Genomic DNA, 17135 nt, shown 5'->3' on the forward strand with positions numbered 1-17135 from the left:
GCAGAACAGAAGAACAGAGGGGCCGCGCCCCGGCGCAGGTCCTGCACTTGGAGGTGGGCTGATGCGTCATGTCGCGATCGTCGGGTCGGGTCCGGCCGGATATTATACCGCCGAAACCTTGCAGAAGGCGGAGGATATCGCCGTCGACGTGATCGATCGCCTGCCCGTTCCCTATGGGCTGATCCGCACCGGCGTCGCCCCCGATCACCAGTCGATCAAGGCGGTGTCGCGCCGGTACGAGGGCGTCGCCCTGGCGGACAATGTGCGCTTCGTCGGCCATGTGTCGGTCGGCACCGACGTCGGGATCGACGAACTGACGCAGCTCTACGACGCTGTCGTGCTCGCGACCGGGGCGCCCAATGACCGGCCGCTGGGGATTCCCGGCGCCGATCTGCCCGGCGTCATCGGCAGCGCCGCCTTCGTCGGCTGGTACAATGGCCACCCCGATTTCGCCGATCTCGACCCGCCGCTCGACAGCCCCGGCGTCGCGGTGATCGGCAACGGCAATGTCGCGCTCGACGTCGCGCGAATCCTTGCCAAGACCCCCGCCGAATTCGCCGGTAGCGACATCGTCGCCCATGCGCGCGACCTGCTCGCGACGAGCAATATCCGGCACATCCACATTCTCGGCCGCCGCGGCCCGCACCAGATCGCGATGACGCCGAAGGAACTGGGCGAGCTGGGCCACCTCGAACGCGCCAGCCCGCGCGTCGATCCGGCCGATCTGCCCGACGAGGGCGACGATGCGCTGCTCGAACCCGGCATGCGCAAGTCGGTGACGCATCTACGGCAGTTCGCGGCGAATCCGGTTGCCAAGCCGGTGACGATCGACTTCGACTTCTTTGCCATGCCCGTCGCGATAGAAGGTGACGCGCGCGCCCAGCGCGTCGTCGTCGAACGGACGCAGCTCGATGCCGATTTGCGCAGCCATGGCACCGGCGAAACCTATGCGATCGAGGCGGGCCTGGTCGTCAGCTGCATCGGTTACCAGACGCCGCCGATCCCGGGTGTCCCCTATGAACATGGTCGCGGCCGCTTCGCCAATGACGAGGGGCGGATCCTGCCCGGCCTCTATTGCGTTGGCTGGGCGCGGCGCGGGCCGTCGGGGACGATCGGCACCAACAAGCCCGACGGCGCGCGCATCGCCGAAATGGTGCTGGAGGATATCGGCCGCGGTGGCGGCAAGGCGGGCCGTCCCGGCCTCGATGCGCTGCTCGCGGGGCGCGGTATCGCACCCGTCACCTTTCGCGACTGGCGCAAGATCGAGGCGGCGGAGGTCGCCGCCGCGCTCGAAGGCAACCCGCGCGAGAAATTCGTCCGCGTCGAGGCGATGATCGAAGCCATCGGGCGGTGACGGTCCGCACGGCACTGCGCTGGCTGCTCGCGCTCGCTTATGGCTATGCGGGCTACCGTCACCTTGCCACCCCCGCGCCTTTCGTCGCGATCACCCCGCCCTGGGTGCCGCAGCCGGCGCTGGTCGTCGCCGCGACGGGCATTGCCGAACTGGCGGGCGCGCTCGGGCTGCTGATCCCGGCGACGCGCAAGGCGGCGGGCGGGGCCCTTGCCCTCTATGCGCTGTGCGTGTGGCCGGCGAATTTCCATCACGCCTTCGCGCATGTCGCGATCGGCGGACAGACGCTTGGCTGGTGGTACCACGGCCCGCGCCTCGCCGCGCAGCCGCTCATCATCTGGTGGGCGCTGTGGGCGAGCGGCGCGATCGACTGGCCGTTCAAAAGGAAATAGCCGCCACCTCCGTCGTCGCGGGGGCGACGCGCAATCATTTGGCCACTGGCGTCTCGATCGGCGGCTGGCCCTTCTGGCTCGCCGCATAGGCCTCGACCGCCTTCAGCACGCGCAGCATGTTGCCGCTCGCAATCTTTTCGAGGTCGGCCTGCGAATAGCCGCGCTTCGCCAGTTCGACGAACAACGCGGGATAGCCCGACACATCCTCCATCCCGACCGGCGCCGAATCCATTCCGTCATAATCGCCGCCGAGCCCGATATGGTCGATCCCGGCGAGCTTGCGGATATGATCGATATGGTCGGCGACCTTCGCGACGTCGGTCGTCGGCGTCGGGTTCGCCTTGTCCCAGTCGGCGAGCGCCTTGTCGGCGGCGGCGGGGTCGCCCGGATACATCGCCTTCAACCGCGCCTGTTCGGCGGTGCGCGACAGGCCATAGGCGCGCACCTGGGGATCGAGGAAGGTCGGCAACAGCACCACCATCACGATCCCCCCGTTCACCTTGACCAGCGGCAGCACGCTGTCGGGGACATTGCGCGGATGGTCGTTGACGCCGCGCGCGCCCGAGTGGCTGAACATCACCGGCGCCTTCGCCACGGCGAGCGCGTCCTTCATCGTCGCTTCGCTCGTGTGGCTCAGATCGACGATCATGCCGATGCGGTTCATCTCGCGCACCACCTGTTCGCCGAACGGGGTCAGCCCGTCGTGCGCGGGCGCATCGGTCGCGCTGTCGCCCCACGGGGTGTTCCGGCTGTGGGTCAGCGTCATGTACCGCGCGCCAAGATCATACATGTCGCGCAGCACCGCCAGGCTCGATCCGATCGAATGGCCGCCTTCCATGCCGAGCATGCCGGCGATCTTGCCCGCCTTCATCGCCTTTTCGAGCTCGGCCGAATTGGTCGCGAGCATCAGGTCGTTCGGATAGCGCTGGACGAGCCGTTTCATCACGTCGATCTGTTCCAGCGTCTGCTGCACCGCTTGCGCCTCGTTGCTGTTCGACGGGACATAGACCGACCAGAATTGCGCGCCGACATGGCCCTTGCGCAATCGGATCAGGTCCGTGTGCATCGCGATGCGATCGGTCGTCGCGGTATGGCTGGTGTCGTTGAAATCGAAACCGTTGATCATATTGTCGGCGCGCTCGCGCAGCGCCCAGGGCACGTCATTATGCCCGTCGAAGACCGGCGCCTTCTTGAGCGCGGCCTCGGCCACCGCCTCGGGCGAGGACTGCGCGGCGGCGGGAGTGGAGACAAGGGCGAGCGCGGCGAGGCCGGCGAGCAGGATAGATTTCGTCATAGATGGCGACCTTAAGGTGCATGGCGAGGAAATCGAGCCGAAATTTATCGTCTGTACGCCACCGCAAGGTCGCGCTTCCCTTGACGTTTACGTCAACCGGGCGCAGCATCGGGGTATGACTGCTTTCGACGATTGGTGCGCCCGTTCCCCCTATTATGACGAAACCCACGAGGCGCTGGCGCAAAGCGTCCGCCGCTTCGTCGAACGCGAGATCGCACCGCACATCGACCGCTGGGAGGCCGAGGGCGAGTTGCCGCGCGCGCTGCACAAGAAGGCGGCGGAAGCGGGTATACTTGGCCTGCGCTACCCCGAGCAATATGGCGGCCATTCCGAAGGCTTCGACAATTTCCACGGCCTCGTTCTGACCGAGGAGCTCGCCGCGGTCGGCGCGGGCGGACTCGGTGCCTCGCTGATGACGCACGGCATCGGCCTGCCGCCGATCCTCGCGCTGGGCTCGGACGAATTGAAACAGCGGGTCGCGCCGCCCGTGCTCGCTGGGGACAAGATCATCGCGCTCGGCATTACCGAAGCGGGCGGCGGCAGCGACGTCGCCAACCTCAAGACGACGGCGGTGCGCGACGGCGACGATTATGTTGTCAATGGCGGCAAGATGTTCATCACCAGCGGCATGCGCGCCGATTGGTTGACCTGCGCGGTGCGCACCGGCGGTCCGGGCGCGGGCGGCATCTCGCTGCTGCTCATCGACATGGACGCACCCGGCGTCGAACGCACGCGGCTCGACAAGATGGGCTGGCGCTGCAGCGACACCGCGGCGATCCATTTCGCGGACGTCCGCGTCCCCGCTGCAAACCTGATCGGGCCCGAGAACGGCGGCTTCATCGGCATCATGCGCAACTTCAATTCGGAACGGCTCGGCATGGCGATGGGCTGCTGCGCCTATGCCCGCGTCGCGCTCGCCGAGGCCGTAGAATGGGCGCAGAACCGCGAGACGTTCGGCAAGCCGCTCGTCGGCCACCAGTCGATCCGCATCAAGCTCGCCGATATGGAACGCCAGATCGAAGCGACGCAGGCGTGGGTCGACCTCTGCGCTTGGCAGGTGAAGACCGGCAAGGACCGCCCCGCCGATTTCGCGATGCTCAAGGTACAGGCGACCCGGATGCTCGAGGCGGTCGCGCGCGAGGCGGCGCAGGTGCTGGGCGGCGCGAGCTACATCACTGGCAGCAAGGTCGAACGCATCTACCGCGAGGTTCGCGTCAACGCGATCGGCGGCGGCAGCGAGGAAATCATGCTCGATCTGGCGGGGCGGCAGCTCTTCGGCGGTCGGTGAGTTCGACCAACCTCGTTCTGCTCGTCGTCGCCGTCGCGACCGCGGCGGTGATGCTGTCGCCGCCGCTGCTGCGCTCGCGCGACTGGCGCGCGACCGTCACGCCACTCGCGTCGATCATCGGGTCAGGCTTCCTCGTCGCGGGGCCGATCCTTGGCCATGTCGCGGGCCATTATGCGGTCGCGGCGATGGCGGCGCTCTGCGCCATTTCCTATCTTTTCGGCCTTGCGGTGCGCGACAATATCAGTCGCCTCGAACCGATGCTCGCGGCCGAATCGCCGCCGCCGGTGCTGCTCTGGCTCGACCGCGCCGCCGATCTTGCGCTGATCCTCGCCTATTTCGTCTCGGTCGCTTATTATCTCGACCTGCTCGCCGATTTCGCGCTCAAGGCGTTCGGCGTCGTCGATCCGGTGGTTGCGCACGGGATGACGACCGCGATCCTCGCGCTGCTCGGCACCCTCGGCTATTTCGGCGGTCTGCGCTGGCTCGAGCATGTCGAGCTGGGCTCGGTCGGGCTTAAGCTGGCGATGATCGTCGCGCTCATCGCCGCGCTCGCCTGGGCGCTGGGGTCGGAAGTCGCGGCGGGAACGGTCGCGGTCCGTCCGCTCGCCGACCAGGCGGAGGGTTTCGACGCGGTCCGCATCCTGCTCGGCCTCATCATCCTCGTCCAGGGGTTCGAGACGTCTCGCTACCTCGGCGACAGCTACGACCGCGCGACGCGAGTGCGCACGATGCGCCATGCGCAGTGGATCGCCTTCGTCGTCTACATGCTCTTCATCGGCCTCCTGACGCCGTGGCTCGACGGGCGCCTGCCGCCCGAGGGCGGCGACACCCATGTCATCGAACTGCTGCGCCCCGTCGGCACCCTCGTTGCGCCGGCGATCATCGTCGCCGCCCTTCTGTCGCAGCTTTCGGCGGCGGTGGCCGATCTCAACGGCGCCAGCGGCCTCGTCGCCGGCGCCTCGCGCCAGCGAATCCCCGTCGCTATCGGCTATGTCATCGCAGCATCAGCCTCGATCGCGGTGGTGTGGGCGGGCGACATCTTCACCGTCATCGCCTGGGCGTCCAAAGCCTTCGTTCTCTATTATGGCATCCAGTCGGCGACCGCACTCGTCGTCGAATGGATCGACCCCGCCCCGACCCGCTGGGGCCGCATCGTCCTGCACGGCAGCGCCATCGCCATCGCGCTCGCCGTGCTGACCCTCGGCCGCGCCGCGGCAGGCTGACAAGCCGGCGGCGACGTTCTAGGATCGCGTGACGCCCCCAGTCGAGGATCGAGAGATGACGCTGACCGAAACAAGCCGCTGGCCCGCCGAGGCCGAAACCCTCCTTGATGATCTCGTCGATCTGCGCCGCGCTATCCACCGCGAGCCGGAACTCGGCCTTCAGAATCCCAAGACGCTCGCCAAGATCAAGGACGCTCTCGCCGGCCTGCCGCTCGAATTTCGCGAAGGGCCGTCGACCACGGGGCTGGTCGCGATCCTGCGCGGGGGTTTGGCGGGGAATGGCGGGAACGCGCGCACTGTGCTGCTGCGCGGCGACATGGACGCGCTGCCGCTGGTCGAGGATACGGGCCTCGCATTCACCTCGGAAACCAGCGGCGCGATGCATGCCTGCGGCCATGATACACATGTCGCGATGCTTGTCGGCGCGGCGAAGCTGCTCTGTGCGGCGCGCGACCGCCTGCCCGGCACGGTGATGTTCATGTTCCAGCCCGGCGAGGAAGGGCATCACGGCGCGCGGTTTATGCTCGACGACGGGCTGATCGATCCGCTGCCCGACGCGGCCTTCGCGCTCCACATCATGCCCAACGCGCCGCACGGCATCTTCGCGGGGCGCGCCGGGCCGCTGCTCGCTTCGTCCGACGTCCTCTCGATCACCGTCAAGGGCGCCGGCGGCCACGCCTCCATGCCGCAGGATGCGATCGACCCCATCCCCGTCGCCTGCGCGATCGTCACCGCGATCCAGACAATGGTGACGCGCCGCATCTCGGTCTTCGATCCCGCCGTCATCACCATCGCCAAAATCGCCGCGGGCACGACAAACAACATCATCCCCGAAACCGCGGACATGCAGGGCACGATCCGCACCTTGTCGCCGCATCGCCGCGCGATGGTCGCCGCCGAACTGCGGCGCCTCGTCCCCGCGATCGCCGAAGCGCATGGCTGCACCGCCGAGGTCGTAATCGAGGAGGGCTTCCCCGTCACCGTGTGCGACAGCCGCGCCGCCGCCTTCGGTCAGAGCGTCGTCGAAGAGGCATTCGGCGAGGCGGCCTGGCTGACGATGGACAATCCGGTGATGGGGGCTGAAGATTTCGCCTATGTGCTCGAAAAAGTGCCCGGCGCGATGTTCTGGCTCGGCGCCAGCGAGGCGGGCAGCGACTGGCGCCAGTGCTGCGGCCTCCACTCGAACCGCATGATACTCGACGAAAAGGTCATGGCCCGCGGCGCCGCCCTCCACGCCGCCCTCGCCGAACGCTTTTTGAACGAGGGTTTTGCCTGACGCACCGGCGCTTTTTTGACTTCGGTCAATGCGCAGCAGGAATTGGCGCCGCATGGTGGGGGCGTTCCGGTCGACCGCTGCGATCCCTTCATCGCCGGCGGCCCTTCCGGGCCGCTCTGGCCGCTCCCGGAGGTGGGGCCTTCGGCCCCGCGCCGCATCGCGGGGTCATGGGGAGGCAGGGCGTAAGCCGGCGCGCCGTGGTGCAATATCCGCGGCGCGCTGTGCGTTTAAGGAACCAGCACCGTGTCGCGTGCCTCAGGAAGCAGACGCGGGTAATCGAGCGTATAGTGCAGCCCGCGGCTTTCCTTGCGATGCAGGGCGCTGCGCACGATCAGGTCGGCGCACTGGAGCAGGTTGCGCAGCTCGATCAGATCGGTCGTCACGCGGAAATGTCCGTAATAATCCTCGACCTCGTGCGTCATCATGTTGATACGGTGCTGCGCGCGCTCCAGCCGCTTCGTCGTGCGCACGATGCCGACATAGTTCCACATGAAGCGGCGGATCTCGGTCCAGTTCTGCTTGATGACGACTTCCTCGTCCGAATCGGTGACGCGGCTTTCATCCCACGCGCGGATCGGCGGCGGCGTTTCGAGCTGGTTCCAGCGGGCGATGATATCCTTCGCCGCCGCCTCGCCGAAGACGAAACATTCGAGCAGCGAGTTGGACGCCAGGCGGTTGGCTCCGTGCAGCCCGCTTTCGGTGCATTCTCCCGCCGCATAGAGCCCCGGCAGGTCGGTGCGGCCGTCAAGGTCGATCAGGATGCCGCCGCAGGTATAATGCTGCGCCGGCACCACCGGGATCGGCTGCTTCGTCATGTCGATACCCAGCGTCAGCAGCTTTTCGTGGATGTTCGGGAAATGCCCCGCGACGAAATCGGGGTCCTTTTGGCTGATGTCGAGGTGGACATAGTCGAGGCCGAAGCGCTTGATCTGATCGTCGTTCGCGCGCGCCACGATATCACGCGGCGCCAGTTCGGCGCGCGGGTCGTAATCGGGCATATAGCGATGGCCGGTGACGGGATGCTTCAATATCCCGCCCTCGCCGCGCACCGCCTCGGTAATCAGGAAATTCTTGACCTCCAGATTGTAAAGGCAGGTCGGGTGGAACTGCATCATTTCCATGTTGGAAACGCGCGCGCCCGCGCGCCACGCCATCGCGATGCCGTCACCCGTCGCGCCGCGCGGCGCGGTCGAAAATTGATAGACGCGCCCCGCCCCGCCGCTCGCCAATATGGTCGCGCGGCCGACATGCGCGTGGACCTTCCCCGTCTTTTCGTCGAGCGCATAGACGCCCCAGACATGGCCCGACCCCGAATAGCGTAGCTCATGACGTCCACTGATCAGGTCGATGCACGCCTGTCCCGGCAGCAGCGTGATATTCGGATGCGCCTCGGCGGTCTTGAGCAGCGCCGCCTGCACCGCCCAGCCGGTCGCATCGTCGACGTGGACGATGCGGCGGTGCGAATGGCCACCCTCGCGCGTCAGGTGCAGCGCCTCGGCCTCCTTGTTGAAGGGCACGCCCATTTCGATCAGCCGCTCGATCGCGTGGGGCGCATTTTCGACGACGAACTCGACCGTCTCGCGCCGGTTGAGCCCGGCCCCCGCGATCATCGTATCGTTGATATGATTTTCGAACGTGTCGCCCGCGTCGAGTACCGCCGCGATCCCGCCCTGTGCCCAGGCGGTCGACCCGCCGGTCAGCTCGCCCTTTGCAAGCACGAGAACACGGCAATGCTCCGCCAGCGCGATCGCCGCTGTCAGCCCCGCCGCGCCGGAACCGACGATGATGACGTCGTGGGTCGCGGCCTCAGCCATTCGCCGCGCGCGTCAAATTCAGGAACACATCCTCAAGGTCGGCCTCGCGCGTCGACACGTCGACGATGCCATGCCCCATCGCATTCACCGCCGCGAGCACCTCGCCCGCGTTGGTGCGATCCTTGTTGTAGCTGATCGCCAGCCCCCGTTCGCCCTCGCGCTCGACCTTGTCGAAGGCAGAGTGCGACGGCAGCACGCTGACATCGGCATCCAGCGTCACGACGACGATCTTCTCGCGCGCCATGTCGACCAGCTCGCGCGTCGGCTTGTTGGCGATCAGCTTGCCGTGGTTAATGATCGCGATACGGTCGCACAGCTCCTCGGCTTCTTCCAGATAATGCGTCGTCAGCACCACCGTTACGCCGCGGTCGTTGAGGCTTTGCACATATTCCCAAAGCTGCTGCCTCAGTTCGATATCGACCCCCGCGGTGGGTTCGTCGAGCACGATGATCGGCGGCGAATGGACCATCGCCTTGGCGACGAGCAGGCGGCGCTTCATGCCGCCTGACAGCGTGCGCGCATAGGCATCGCGCTTGTCGCTAAGGTGCACCGCCGCCAGCAATTCGTCCGAAATGCGCTTGCCCTTCGGCACGGCATACAGGCCCGCCTGGTTCTCCAGCGTCTCGAACGGCGTGAAAAATGGATCGAAGACGATTTCCTGCGGCACGATACCGATCGAATATTTGGCGTTGCGCGGGTCGGCGTCGATGTCGAAGCCCCAGATGCTCGCATGGCCGCTGGTCTTGTTGACCAGCCCCGCGAGGATGTTGATCAGCGTCGACTTGCCCGCGCCGTTCGGGCCGAGCAGTCCGAATATCTGACCTCGCGGCACATCGAAACTGACATTGTCGAGCGCTTGCTTGCCCCCGGCATAGATTTTGGAAACGGCGTCGATGCGGATGGCGGCTTCACTCATGGCGCCTTCCATAGCCGCGCCGGTGCGGGTGCGAAAGGGCCTCGGCGGCAAGCTTTTCTTTACCATAAGCTGTAAGCATATTTTGCGACCTCACCGCTAAGGGGGGATGCGTGAGGACCAGACACATCATCGACCCGCGCGCCATACTGCGCGGCTTCGCAGCGTGCGCTCTGCTGACGGCTCCGGCGATCGGACCGGCGGCGCATGCCCAGACCACATCGCCGCAATCGACGACGCAGGCACAGGCCGAAGCGATCGTGCTGCGGCCGCTGTCCTTCTTCAAGGTCAACGACCTCGATTTCGGCGACATCATCGCCTCGGGCAGCGCCGGCACCGTGCGGCTTGCCCCCGACGGCACGCGCAGCCGCACCGGCGGCGCGACGCTCGCGGGCAGTTCGGGCGAACCGGCGCGCTTCGCCGGGCTCGGCAGCTACAATCGCCAGGTCAATATCTCGCTCGGTTCGAACAGCATCTGGATCACCGGCCCCGGCCAGCGGATGCGCGTGCGCGATTTCGAGATCGGCAGCACCCCGACCGCGATCCTCTCGACCTCGCCGACGCGCTTCCGCATCACCTCGGCGCTGGGCAATTATAATTTTCCAGTCGGCGCGACGCTGGAGGTCAATGCCAATCAGGCGCCCGGCGACTACAGCGGCACCTTCACGATCACGCTGAACTATCTGTAAGCGTCGCCCGTTGCGGGCGGAGCGATCGAGACCGATTGCCCCGCCCGCACCTGCTTGCTAAAGGCGCGTCGATGACCCAGCCTGCACCCGCTCCCGAAACGATCCGCACGTCCAAGACCCGCATCGCATGCGACGGCACGGGCGACGGGCTCGCCAACGCCGCGCTCGGCCACCCGCGCGTCTGGCTGGAGATCGATCCCGACGATGGGTACGTCGATTGCGGCTATTGCGATCGGCGTTTCGTGCTGATCGGCGGGGTCGCTGACAAGGCATAGAGTCGGGGGCCTGACGCACCGCCTCCGCGCAAAGGTAAAGACCCGCTTTACCATGCCTGCGCATCCTCCCTTCATGCCCTGCTGGCATAGTGTGCCGGACAGGAGCAGAATCGTGGGGATTCAAGGGACCAACTTCCGACCGATGGCCTTATGCCTCGCCGCCGCTGCCACGGCAGCGGCGCTGATGGGGCCGTCCGCATCGGCGGCCGAGACGACCGGCACCGCGAATGCCGCGGTGGTGCGGCCGAACACGCTCATCAAGACCGACGACCTCGATTTCGGCACGATCGTCAGCGGCGCGACCGGGGGCACGGTGACGGTCAATCCGGCGACCAATGCGCGCGGCTCGGCGGGCGGCGTCACGCTCGCCGGCAGCGGCGCGCAGCGCGGGGTATTCCAGGGTACCGGCGGCCTGCTGCTGATCACTGTCAGCGGCAGCAATTCGGCGACACTGACCCGCGCAGGCGGCGGCGCGCCCGCAATGACCGCCACGCTGACCCGCGCGATGACGACAAGCGGCGGCGGCATTATCCTGCTCGGGTCGAGCGCGACGCTGCTGCCCAGCGGGGTGCAAACCTATTATGTCGGCGGCACGCTCAGCGTCCCGGCGAACCAGCCCGAGGGCGATTACAGCGGCACCTTCACGCTGACGGTCAATTATCTCTAGCCGGTTCGACCCTGGGCCGATCACCAATCAGAAGATAGCGAGCGGTCCTAGCGCACCCTGCGCCCCGTCCAGATGACCCGGCCGACGAGCCGGATCGCCGACAGCGGCAGATCGTCCCAGCTACGATAGTGCGGATTGTCGCTGATGACCGACACGCGCCCCGGCCCCGGCGCGCGCGCGATGCGTTTGACCATCAGCACATCGTCCATCCGCAGCACATAGATGCCGTCGCGCAGCCGGGCGGCCGCGTCGCCGCCATCGACCAATATATCGTCGCCATCGCCCAGCGTCGGCGCCATCGAATCGCCTTCGACGCGAATGATGCTCAGCGCGCGCGGGTCGGCGCCCAGATCGCGCAGCCAGCGCGGATCGAAGGCGACCTCACTTTCCACAGCTTCGCCATCGACGCTCGCGCCCGGCCCCGCGGAAGCGCCGATCGCCAGCTTTGGCACCAGCACGAGGTCGCGGCCGCGCGCGCGCGGCGTAGGCGCGGCGACGCGTAGCGCCGGGCCGCCCAGCAGCGCCTCCGACACGCCCAGATAGGCGGCGATGCGCGCCCGGTCCTGTTCACCCAACCGCCGCGGCGATCCGCGCTTGATATATTGCTGGATATAGGCGGGGTTGCGCCCGATGCGCGCCGAAAGCTGGGCATAATCCACCCCCTTTTCGGTCAGCAGCCGGTCGAGCATCCGGCGCGGGTCGTCGTCGATATCGGTCAAGGACTAGTCCTTCCTATTTCATCTCTAGCAATAGGATTTTTCCTAGACAAGTAGGAAAATGCCAATCAAATAGGAATTATCCTATTGATCGAATCGCGGGCAGGGAGATGACGATGCAGGGCATTTTGCTGGAACGGATCGAGGCCTTTCTGAAGGAGGCCGATATGCCGCCGAGCGTGTTCGGCCGCGCCGCCGTCCACGACCCGCGGCTGGTGAGCGACCTTCGCGGCGGGCGGATCTGTGGCCGCGCGGTGATCTGCCGTGCGGAACATTTCATGAACAAATGGCGTGCCGACTTCCGGGCCGGCCGCGTGACGCCGATCGGCGACCGCCGCGTCGGCAGCCGCGCCAACAAGAGCCGCCGCGCATGATCCGCTGGTCGCACACCGCCCCCATGCGGCCCACCTGCCCGCACCGCCGCATCGCGCGCCTGCTGACGCGCTTGCTGCCGCCGGGATCGCAGCTCGGCGCATCGACGATGCGACCTTGGGCCAGCGCCAATTTCATCGGAGCGCGCCACCGGTTTGCGCTGACGCTGCCCGCCGGAACCGCCCTCACTGATCTTTCGGCGCGGCTCGCCGCCTTCGACTGGCGGCTGGCCGGCCACATCGTCGCCGATGTCGCGGTCGAAGCGCAGCCAGGCGGCCTATGGGTCGAATTATTGAGCGTGGAGGATTAAGCGCTAGCTCGCGGTGTGCGAATAGCCGGGTTTAATGGCCGAGGCGCATCGCGACCGACGCGAGCCAGGCTTCCTGCGCGGCCGCGGGCATCGGGCCGCGCGGTGCGCGCACCGCATCGTTCATCGCGTCGAGATAGGTCAGGACGGCGGCGCGATAGCCGCCCCCGGCCACCGCCGATTCGAGCTGGCTCGCCAGCGTTTCGACGATCGCGAAGCCATGATCGCGCGCAAGGCAACGAATGTCGTCGACCCCCTGCACGATCTGGGTCAACGCACAATGCGGGAGCGCTTCGGCAAGCGCGCCAATCTGCCCGGAAATCTGGTTTTCGATATCGGTGAAAAAATCGGCCTGGGTACGCATCATCCACCCCCTGTCCATAAAGGGAGGATGCGCGCCTTTGGTTAACGCCGGGTTAGCGGTGGGTGCGGGCGACTTCGCGCTGTTTGCAGCGATACATGTCGCGGTCGGCGGCGGCGAGCACGTCCGATTCGCTCATCCCGGTCTGCAGCATCGCGACGCCGAAGCAGGCCGACAGGCGAACCTCCTGCCCGTCATAGTTGGCGGGCTCGGCGCTCAGCACCTCGGCCAGCCGTTCGATCTGCGCGCGGGCGCCCTTTTCGCTCGACTGATCGAGGATCAGCCCGAATTCGTCACCGCCGATCCGCGCTGCGACATCGGTCGACCGGATCGAGGCCGACAGGCGGCCCGCAATCTGCATGAGCGCGAAGTCGCCGGCGGCATGCCCCAGCGTGTCGTTGATCTGCTTGAGCTGATTGACGTCGATGAACACGACCGCCGCGCTTTCGGCATGGCGTTCGAAGCGCGCGAGGCGCTGGTGAATCGCGGTCAGGAAGTAGCGGCGATTGAACAGCGGGGTCAGCGTATCGCGTTCGGACACGCGTTCGAGCTCCGCGACCGCGATCTTCAGGATGCGGTTCTCACGGCGCAACGCATCGCGTTCGCGGCGCATTTCGCGCAACTGGTCCTCGATGGAGTCGACGGATACGAAACCGGCCCTTTCGACCGCGATCCGCGCCCCCCCTACGCTATCCATTCCCTATCCCCGATGCGCATCCGGTGGGTCGCCGGCAGGACGCCGGCAGGATGGGCATGGCAGGCAGGTTAGCCACGACTTGATACCAAGACGTAAACGCGGTGCCATTTTGGTGACATTGCCCGCGCGCGGTCGAGTCGCTAGGGGGAGGCAGCGGCGATTCATCGCCCGGGCAGGAGGGACGGAATGGGCGACGGCGCAGCCAGCGCGAAAGCCAGCATCGGCGTAATCATGGGCAGCCAGTCGGACTGGCCGACGATGGCGCATGCGGTCCAGATCCTCGAAGAATTCGGCATCGCGCACGAGGTGCATATCGTCTCCGCGCACCGCACCCCCGACCGGCTCGTCGCCTATGCCAAGGGCGCCGCCGACCGCGGGCTCCAGGCGATCATCGCGGGCGCCGGCGGCGCCGCGCATCTGCCCGGCATGGTCGCGGCGATGACGCGCGTTCCCGTGCTCGGCGTGCCGGTCCAGTCGGCGGCGCTCAGCGGCGTCGACAGCCTCTATTCGATCGTCCAGATGCCCGGCGGCGTCCCCGTCGCGACCTTTGCGATCGGCAAGGCGGGCGCGACCAACGCGGGGCTGTTCGCCGCCGCGTTGCTCGCCAACACCGATGCGGACCTCGCCGCGCGGCTCGACGCGTGGCGCGCGAAACAGACCGACAGCGTCGCGCCGACGCCCGTGCGCGAAGGCTGACCCGCTTTGCTTTCTCCCGGATCGACGATCGGCATCCTGGGCGGCGGCCAGCTTGGCCGGATGCTCGCGGTCGCCGCCGCGCAGCTCGGCTACAAAGTTCATGTCTATGCCCCCGACGCCGAAAGCGTCGCGGCCGAAGTCACCGCCCACCACACGCAGGCGGCGTGGGACGATGAACCGCGCCTCGCGGGCTTCGCGGCCGCGTGCGACATCGTGACCTTCGAATTCGAAAATGTCCCGGTCGACACGGTGCGTTGCCTGTCGGGCCATGTCGCGGTCCATCCGGGCGGCAAGCCGCTCGAAATCGCGCAGGACCGGCTCACCGAAAAATCCTTCGTCGCCGATCTCGGCGGCCGCACCGCGCCTTTTGCCGCGGTGCCGACGCGCGCGGCACTCGATAGCGCGCTCACCGCCATCGGCACCCCCGCGATCCTCAAGACCGTGCGCATGGGCTATGACGGCAAGGGACAAGCGCGAATCGCCGCGCCCGCCGATGCCGATGCGGCGTGGGAGGCGATCGGCGGGCAGCCCGCGATCCTCGAAGGCTTCGTCGCCTTCGACCATGAATTTTCGGTTATCATGGTGCGCGGCATCGACGGCGAAACGCGCTTTTGGGACAGTTCGGCGAATGTCCACGAAGGCGGCATTCTCGCCGTCTCCAGCCTGCCGCCGCCGTCCATCGTCCTCGACCAGCAACCCGCGGCGCGCGCGATGATGGCGGCGATCGGCGATGCGCTCGACTATGTCGGCGTGCTCACCGGCGAATTTTTCGCCACCGACGCGGGGCCGGTGTTCAACGAGATGGCGCCGCGCGTCCACAACAGCGGCCACTGGACGATCGAGGGCGCGGTGACGAGCCAGTTCGAAAACCATATCCGCGCCGTCGCGGGCCTGCCGCTCGGCGATACGGCGGTGCCGCTACTGCCGGTGACGATGCACAATCTGATCGGCGCGCAGATCGAAAAGATTCCGGCGCTGCTTGCCGACGGCGCCGCGCACGTGCATCACTACGGCAAGACCGAGGTGCGCGACGGGCGCAAGCTCGGCCACGTCACTTGGGTTGGAGCCTCTCCCCGATGAACCGCCCGGATATCACGCTGGTCCTTGCACGCGCCGCCAATGGCGTGATCGGTGCGGGGGGCAAGATTCCCTGGCACCTGCCCGCCGACCTGCGTCGCTTCAAACAGCTCACCATGGGCCGCCCGATGATCATGGGCCGCAAGACCTTCGACAGCCTGCCCACGGTGCTGGAGGGGCGGCGCCACATTGTCCTCACCCGCGACGCGGGCTGGCAGGACGAAGGCGCCGAGCCCGTCGCCAGCGTCGAGGAAGCGCTGCGCCTCGCCAATGCGCCGCAGGCGATGGTGATCGGCGGCGCCGAAATCTACGATCTGTTCCTGCCGCTCGCGACGCGGATCGAATTGACCGAGGTTGCGATCGAACCCGCGGGAGATGCGACCATCGCCTATCCCGATTCCGCCGACTGGCAGGTCGTGGCGCGCGAGGATCATCCGGCCGACGACGGGGGGCGCCCGGCCTACAGCTTCGTCACCTTCACGCGCAAAGCGGGATGATGGCACGCGCAAAGCGGGACAATGGGGGAGAATTGACATGCGCCGCTGGCTGATCGGCATCTTAGCACTGCTCGTCGTAGGGGCGGCCGCCTTCTTCCTCCTCGCCCCCGGCATGATCGAGCGCGGGCTCAACAAGGTCGACGGCAAGCCGCTGCCAACGGTCAGCGCGCGCGCCGCCGCGCTGCACAAGACGCTGACGATCGTCGATCTGCACAGCGACAGCCTGCTGTGGGGGCGCAATTTCCTGAACCGCGCGACCCGCGGCCATATGGACCTGCCGCGGCTCGAAGAGGGCAATGTCGCGCTCCAGATCCTCTCCAGCACCACCAAATCGCCAAAGGGCCAGAATTACGACGCCAATGGCGACGACAGCGACAATATCACCCCGCTGGTGATCGCGCAGCTGCAGCCAGTGCGGACGTGGAACTCGCTGCTCGAACGCTCGCTCTGGCACGCGACGAAGCTGCACCGCGCCGCCGCGGCGTCGGACGGCAAGCTGATGGCGGTCGCGAGCCCCGCCGAACTCGACACGCTGCTCGCCGCGCGGCGCACTAAAACCCCGCCGCCCGTCGGCGCGATGCTCAGTGTCGAGGGGCTCCACGATCTCGACGGCAATATCGACAATCTGGACAAGCTCTACGGCGCCGGCGTCCGCATGGCGGGGATCACCCACTTCTTCGACAATATCTTCGCCGGATCGATGCACGGGCTGAAAAAGGGCGGCCTCACCCCGCTCGGCCGCGACCTGATCGGCCGGATGGAAGCGAAGGGCATGATCGTCGACATCGCGCATTGCAGCCACGCCTGCGTCGTCGACATCCTCAAGATGGCGCGCCGTCCCGTCGTCTCCAGCCACGGCGGGGTGCAGGCGACGTGCAAGGTCAACCGCAACCTCACCGACGACGAAATCCGTGGGTTGGCCGCGACCGGCGGCGTCATCGGCATCGGCTATTGGGACGCGGCGGTGTGCGACACCTCGCCCGCCAGCGTCGCCAGGGCGATGAAGCATGTCCGCGACCTCGTCGGCATCCAATATGTCGCGCTCGGCAGCGATTATGACGGCGCGACCACGGTCCGCTTCGACACGTCGAAGCTGGTTCAGGTGACGCAGGCGCTGCTCGACGCGGGCTTCAGCGACGATGAAATCCGCGCCGCGATGGGCGGCAACGCGCTCCGCGTCATCCGCGCGGGGATCGTGCCGCTGACGCCGCCGGCCCGATGACTCGATTT

At 67.0% G+C, this 17135-nt stretch carries 20 protein-coding genes; 14 read left to right on the forward strand and 6 right to left on the reverse strand.

The genetic code is table 11. The features are described from left to right. Positions 1-61 precede the first annotated feature (61 nt). Both ACT17R_RS05495 and ACT17R_RS05500 read left to right on the forward strand, forming a co-directional pair. Positions 62-1354, forward strand: coding sequence for an FAD-dependent oxidoreductase (locus tag ACT17R_RS05495; RefSeq protein WP_444809125.1), 1293 nt, complete (start codon positions 62-64; stop codon positions 1352-1354). Beyond that, on the forward strand, positions 1351-1743 hold the full coding sequence (locus tag ACT17R_RS05500) for a DoxX family protein (protein WP_444809126.1): 393 nt from the start codon (positions 1351-1353) through the stop codon (positions 1741-1743). Before ACT17R_RS05495 ends, ACT17R_RS05500 begins: the two co-directional genes overlap by 4 nt. Positions 1744-1777: 34 nt before the next feature. Here the strand turns inward: ACT17R_RS05500 and ACT17R_RS05505 are convergent, their stop codons facing one another. Further along, positions 1778-3037, reverse strand: coding sequence for a dipeptidase (locus ACT17R_RS05505; protein WP_186402927.1), 1260 nt, complete (start codon positions 3035-3037; stop codon positions 1778-1780). Positions 3038-3152: 115 nt separating this feature from the next. Here ACT17R_RS05505 and ACT17R_RS05510 point away from each other — a divergent pair, with 115 nt between their 5' ends. Genes ACT17R_RS05510 through ACT17R_RS05520 form a run of 3 tightly spaced genes read left to right on the forward strand, consistent with a single transcriptional unit; the run spans position 3153 to position 6824 of the window. Further along, positions 3153-4325, forward strand: a complete 1173-nt coding sequence (locus ACT17R_RS05510; protein WP_062901779.1) for an acyl-CoA dehydrogenase family protein — start codon at positions 3153-3155, stop codon at positions 4323-4325. Then, entirely contained in the window at positions 4322-5548 is a 1227-nt protein-coding gene (locus tag ACT17R_RS05515) for a hypothetical protein (protein ID WP_444809127.1), read from the forward strand. The genes ACT17R_RS05510 and ACT17R_RS05515 overlap by 4 nt, the downstream gene beginning before the upstream one ends. Before the next feature lie 55 nt (positions 5549-5603). Beyond that, complete coding sequence (locus ACT17R_RS05520) at positions 5604-6824, forward strand: M20 metallopeptidase family protein (protein WP_062901777.1); 1221 nt, start codon at positions 5604-5606, stop codon at positions 6822-6824. Positions 6825-7051: 227 nt separating this feature from the next. Here the strand turns inward: ACT17R_RS05520 and nadB are convergent, their stop codons facing one another. Together nadB and ACT17R_RS05530 are read right to left on the reverse strand one after the other, a co-directional pair. Further along, positions 7052-8638 (reverse strand): L-aspartate oxidase, encoded by a 1587-nt coding sequence (gene nadB, locus ACT17R_RS05525; protein WP_062901776.1) that lies wholly within the window; start codon positions 8636-8638, stop codon positions 7052-7054. Then, the gene (locus ACT17R_RS05530; RefSeq protein WP_062903114.1) at positions 8631-9554 is read right to left on the reverse strand and encodes an ABC transporter ATP-binding protein; all 924 of its coding nucleotides are present in this window, start codon (positions 9552-9554) and stop codon (positions 8631-8633) included. The genes nadB and ACT17R_RS05530 overlap by 8 nt, the downstream gene beginning before the upstream one ends. A gap of 110 nt (positions 9555-9664) precedes the next feature. Between ACT17R_RS05530 and ACT17R_RS05535 the strand changes: the two genes are divergently transcribed. The 3 genes from ACT17R_RS05535 (at position 9665) to ACT17R_RS05545 (ending at position 11182) form a co-directional block, all read left to right on the forward strand. Next, a complete protein-coding gene (locus tag ACT17R_RS05535) occupies positions 9665-10240 on the forward strand; it encodes a DUF4402 domain-containing protein (RefSeq protein WP_234178503.1) in 576 nt (191 codons plus the stop codon). A gap of 71 nt (positions 10241-10311) precedes the next feature. Then, complete coding sequence (locus tag ACT17R_RS05540) at positions 10312-10515, forward strand: zinc-finger domain-containing protein (protein ID WP_062901775.1); 204 nt, start codon at positions 10312-10314, stop codon at positions 10513-10515. A gap of 112 nt (positions 10516-10627) precedes the next feature. Then, complete coding sequence (locus ACT17R_RS05545) at positions 10628-11182, forward strand: DUF4402 domain-containing protein (protein WP_202988225.1); 555 nt, start codon at positions 10628-10630, stop codon at positions 11180-11182. 47 nt (positions 11183-11229) lie between these two features. Here the strand turns inward: ACT17R_RS05545 and ACT17R_RS05550 are convergent, their stop codons facing one another. Then, positions 11230-11871 carry a S24 family peptidase gene (locus ACT17R_RS05550; protein WP_062903112.1) on the reverse strand — a complete coding sequence of 214 codons (642 nt, stop codon included), beginning with the start codon at positions 11869-11871 and terminating at the stop codon, positions 11230-11232. Between the two features lie 143 nt (positions 11872-12014). Here ACT17R_RS05550 and ACT17R_RS05555 point away from each other — a divergent pair, with 143 nt between their 5' ends. Both ACT17R_RS05555 and ACT17R_RS05560 read left to right on the forward strand, forming a co-directional pair. After that, the gene (locus ACT17R_RS05555; RefSeq protein ID WP_186402985.1) at positions 12015-12272 is read left to right on the forward strand and encodes a hypothetical protein; all 258 of its coding nucleotides are present in this window, start codon (positions 12015-12017) and stop codon (positions 12270-12272) included. Beyond that, positions 12269-12580 (forward strand): hypothetical protein, encoded by a 312-nt coding sequence (locus ACT17R_RS05560; RefSeq protein ID WP_062901772.1) that lies wholly within the window; start codon positions 12269-12271, stop codon positions 12578-12580. Before ACT17R_RS05555 ends, ACT17R_RS05560 begins: the two co-directional genes overlap by 4 nt. A 31-nt stretch (positions 12581-12611) precedes the next feature. Here ACT17R_RS05560 and ACT17R_RS05565 read toward each other — a convergent pair whose 3' ends face one another. Further along, entirely contained in the window at positions 12612-12944 is a 333-nt protein-coding gene (locus ACT17R_RS05565; RefSeq protein WP_062901771.1) for a hypothetical protein, read from the reverse strand. 49 nt (positions 12945-12993) lie between these two features. Then, the gene (locus ACT17R_RS05570) at positions 12994-13635 is read right to left on the reverse strand and encodes a GGDEF domain-containing protein (RefSeq protein WP_003040940.1); all 642 of its coding nucleotides are present in this window, start codon (positions 13633-13635) and stop codon (positions 12994-12996) included. Positions 13636-13821: 186 nt separating this feature from the next. On the opposite strand from ACT17R_RS05570, the gene purE reads away from it, so the two are divergent. Genes purE through ACT17R_RS05590 form a run of 4 tightly spaced genes read left to right on the forward strand, consistent with a single transcriptional unit; the run spans position 13822 to position 17127 of the window. Then, positions 13822-14331: a 5-(carboxyamino)imidazole ribonucleotide mutase gene (gene purE / locus ACT17R_RS05575; RefSeq protein WP_003040942.1), complete on the forward strand. Its 510-nt coding sequence runs from the start codon at positions 13822-13824 to the stop codon at positions 14329-14331. Between the two features lie 6 nt (positions 14332-14337). Further along, the gene (locus ACT17R_RS05580; protein ID WP_444809128.1) at positions 14338-15411 is read left to right on the forward strand and encodes a 5-(carboxyamino)imidazole ribonucleotide synthase; all 1074 of its coding nucleotides are present in this window, start codon (positions 14338-14340) and stop codon (positions 15409-15411) included. Next, the gene (locus tag ACT17R_RS05585; RefSeq protein ID WP_186402921.1) at positions 15408-15905 is read left to right on the forward strand and encodes a dihydrofolate reductase; all 498 of its coding nucleotides are present in this window, start codon (positions 15408-15410) and stop codon (positions 15903-15905) included. The genes ACT17R_RS05580 and ACT17R_RS05585 overlap by 4 nt, the downstream gene beginning before the upstream one ends. A gap of 37 nt (positions 15906-15942) precedes the next feature. After that, the gene (locus ACT17R_RS05590) at positions 15943-17127 is read left to right on the forward strand and encodes a dipeptidase (RefSeq protein WP_062901769.1); all 1185 of its coding nucleotides are present in this window, start codon (positions 15943-15945) and stop codon (positions 17125-17127) included. The last annotated feature ends 8 nt before the right edge of the window (positions 17128-17135 follow it).

The sequence above is a fragment of the Sphingopyxis sp. Q841 genome, from assembly GCF_052384365.1.
Taxonomy (GTDB): Bacteria; Pseudomonadota; Alphaproteobacteria; order Sphingomonadales; family Sphingomonadaceae; genus Sphingopyxis; species Sphingopyxis terrae_A.

Bases quoted from the DNA above. Each gene is read 5' to 3' on its own strand.
- ACT17R_RS05495 (WP_444809125.1), top strand. From the start codon at position 62: ATGCGTCATGTCGCGATCGTCGGGTCGGGTCCGGCCGGATATTATACC.
- ACT17R_RS05505 (WP_186402927.1), bottom strand. From the start codon at position 3,037: ATGACGAAATCTATCCTGCTCGCCGGCCTCGCCGCGCTCGCCCTTGTC.
- ACT17R_RS05510 (WP_062901779.1), top strand. From the start codon at position 3,153: ATGACTGCTTTCGACGATTGGTGCGCCCGTTCCCCCTATTATGACGAA.
- ACT17R_RS05520 (WP_062901777.1), top strand. From the start codon at position 5,604: ATGACGCTGACCGAAACAAGCCGCTGGCCCGCCGAGGCCGAAACCCTC.
- nadB (WP_062901776.1), bottom strand. From the start codon at position 8,638: ATGGCTGAGGCCGCGACCCACGACGTCATCATCGTCGGTTCCGGCGCG.
- ACT17R_RS05530 (WP_062903114.1), bottom strand. From the start codon at position 9,554: ATGAGTGAAGCCGCCATCCGCATCGACGCCGTTTCCAAAATCTATGCC.
- ACT17R_RS05540 (WP_062901775.1), top strand. From the start codon at position 10,312: ATGACCCAGCCTGCACCCGCTCCCGAAACGATCCGCACGTCCAAGACC.
- ACT17R_RS05550 (WP_062903112.1), bottom strand. From the start codon at position 11,871: ATGCTCGACCGGCTGCTGACCGAAAAGGGGGTGGATTATGCCCAGCTT.
- ACT17R_RS05555 (WP_186402985.1), top strand. From the start codon at position 12,015: ATGCAGGGCATTTTGCTGGAACGGATCGAGGCCTTTCTGAAGGAGGCC.
- ACT17R_RS05560 (WP_062901772.1), top strand. From the start codon at position 12,269: ATGATCCGCTGGTCGCACACCGCCCCCATGCGGCCCACCTGCCCGCAC.
- ACT17R_RS05565 (WP_062901771.1), bottom strand. From the start codon at position 12,944: ATGATGCGTACCCAGGCCGATTTTTTCACCGATATCGAAAACCAGATT.
- ACT17R_RS05570 (WP_003040940.1), bottom strand. From the start codon at position 13,635: ATGGATAGCGTAGGGGGGGCGCGGATCGCGGTCGAAAGGGCCGGTTTC.
- purE (WP_003040942.1), top strand. From the start codon at position 13,822: ATGGGCGACGGCGCAGCCAGCGCGAAAGCCAGCATCGGCGTAATCATG.
- ACT17R_RS05585 (WP_186402921.1), top strand. From the start codon at position 15,408: ATGAACCGCCCGGATATCACGCTGGTCCTTGCACGCGCCGCCAATGGC.
- ACT17R_RS05590 (WP_062901769.1), top strand. From the start codon at position 15,943: ATGCGCCGCTGGCTGATCGGCATCTTAGCACTGCTCGTCGTAGGGGCG.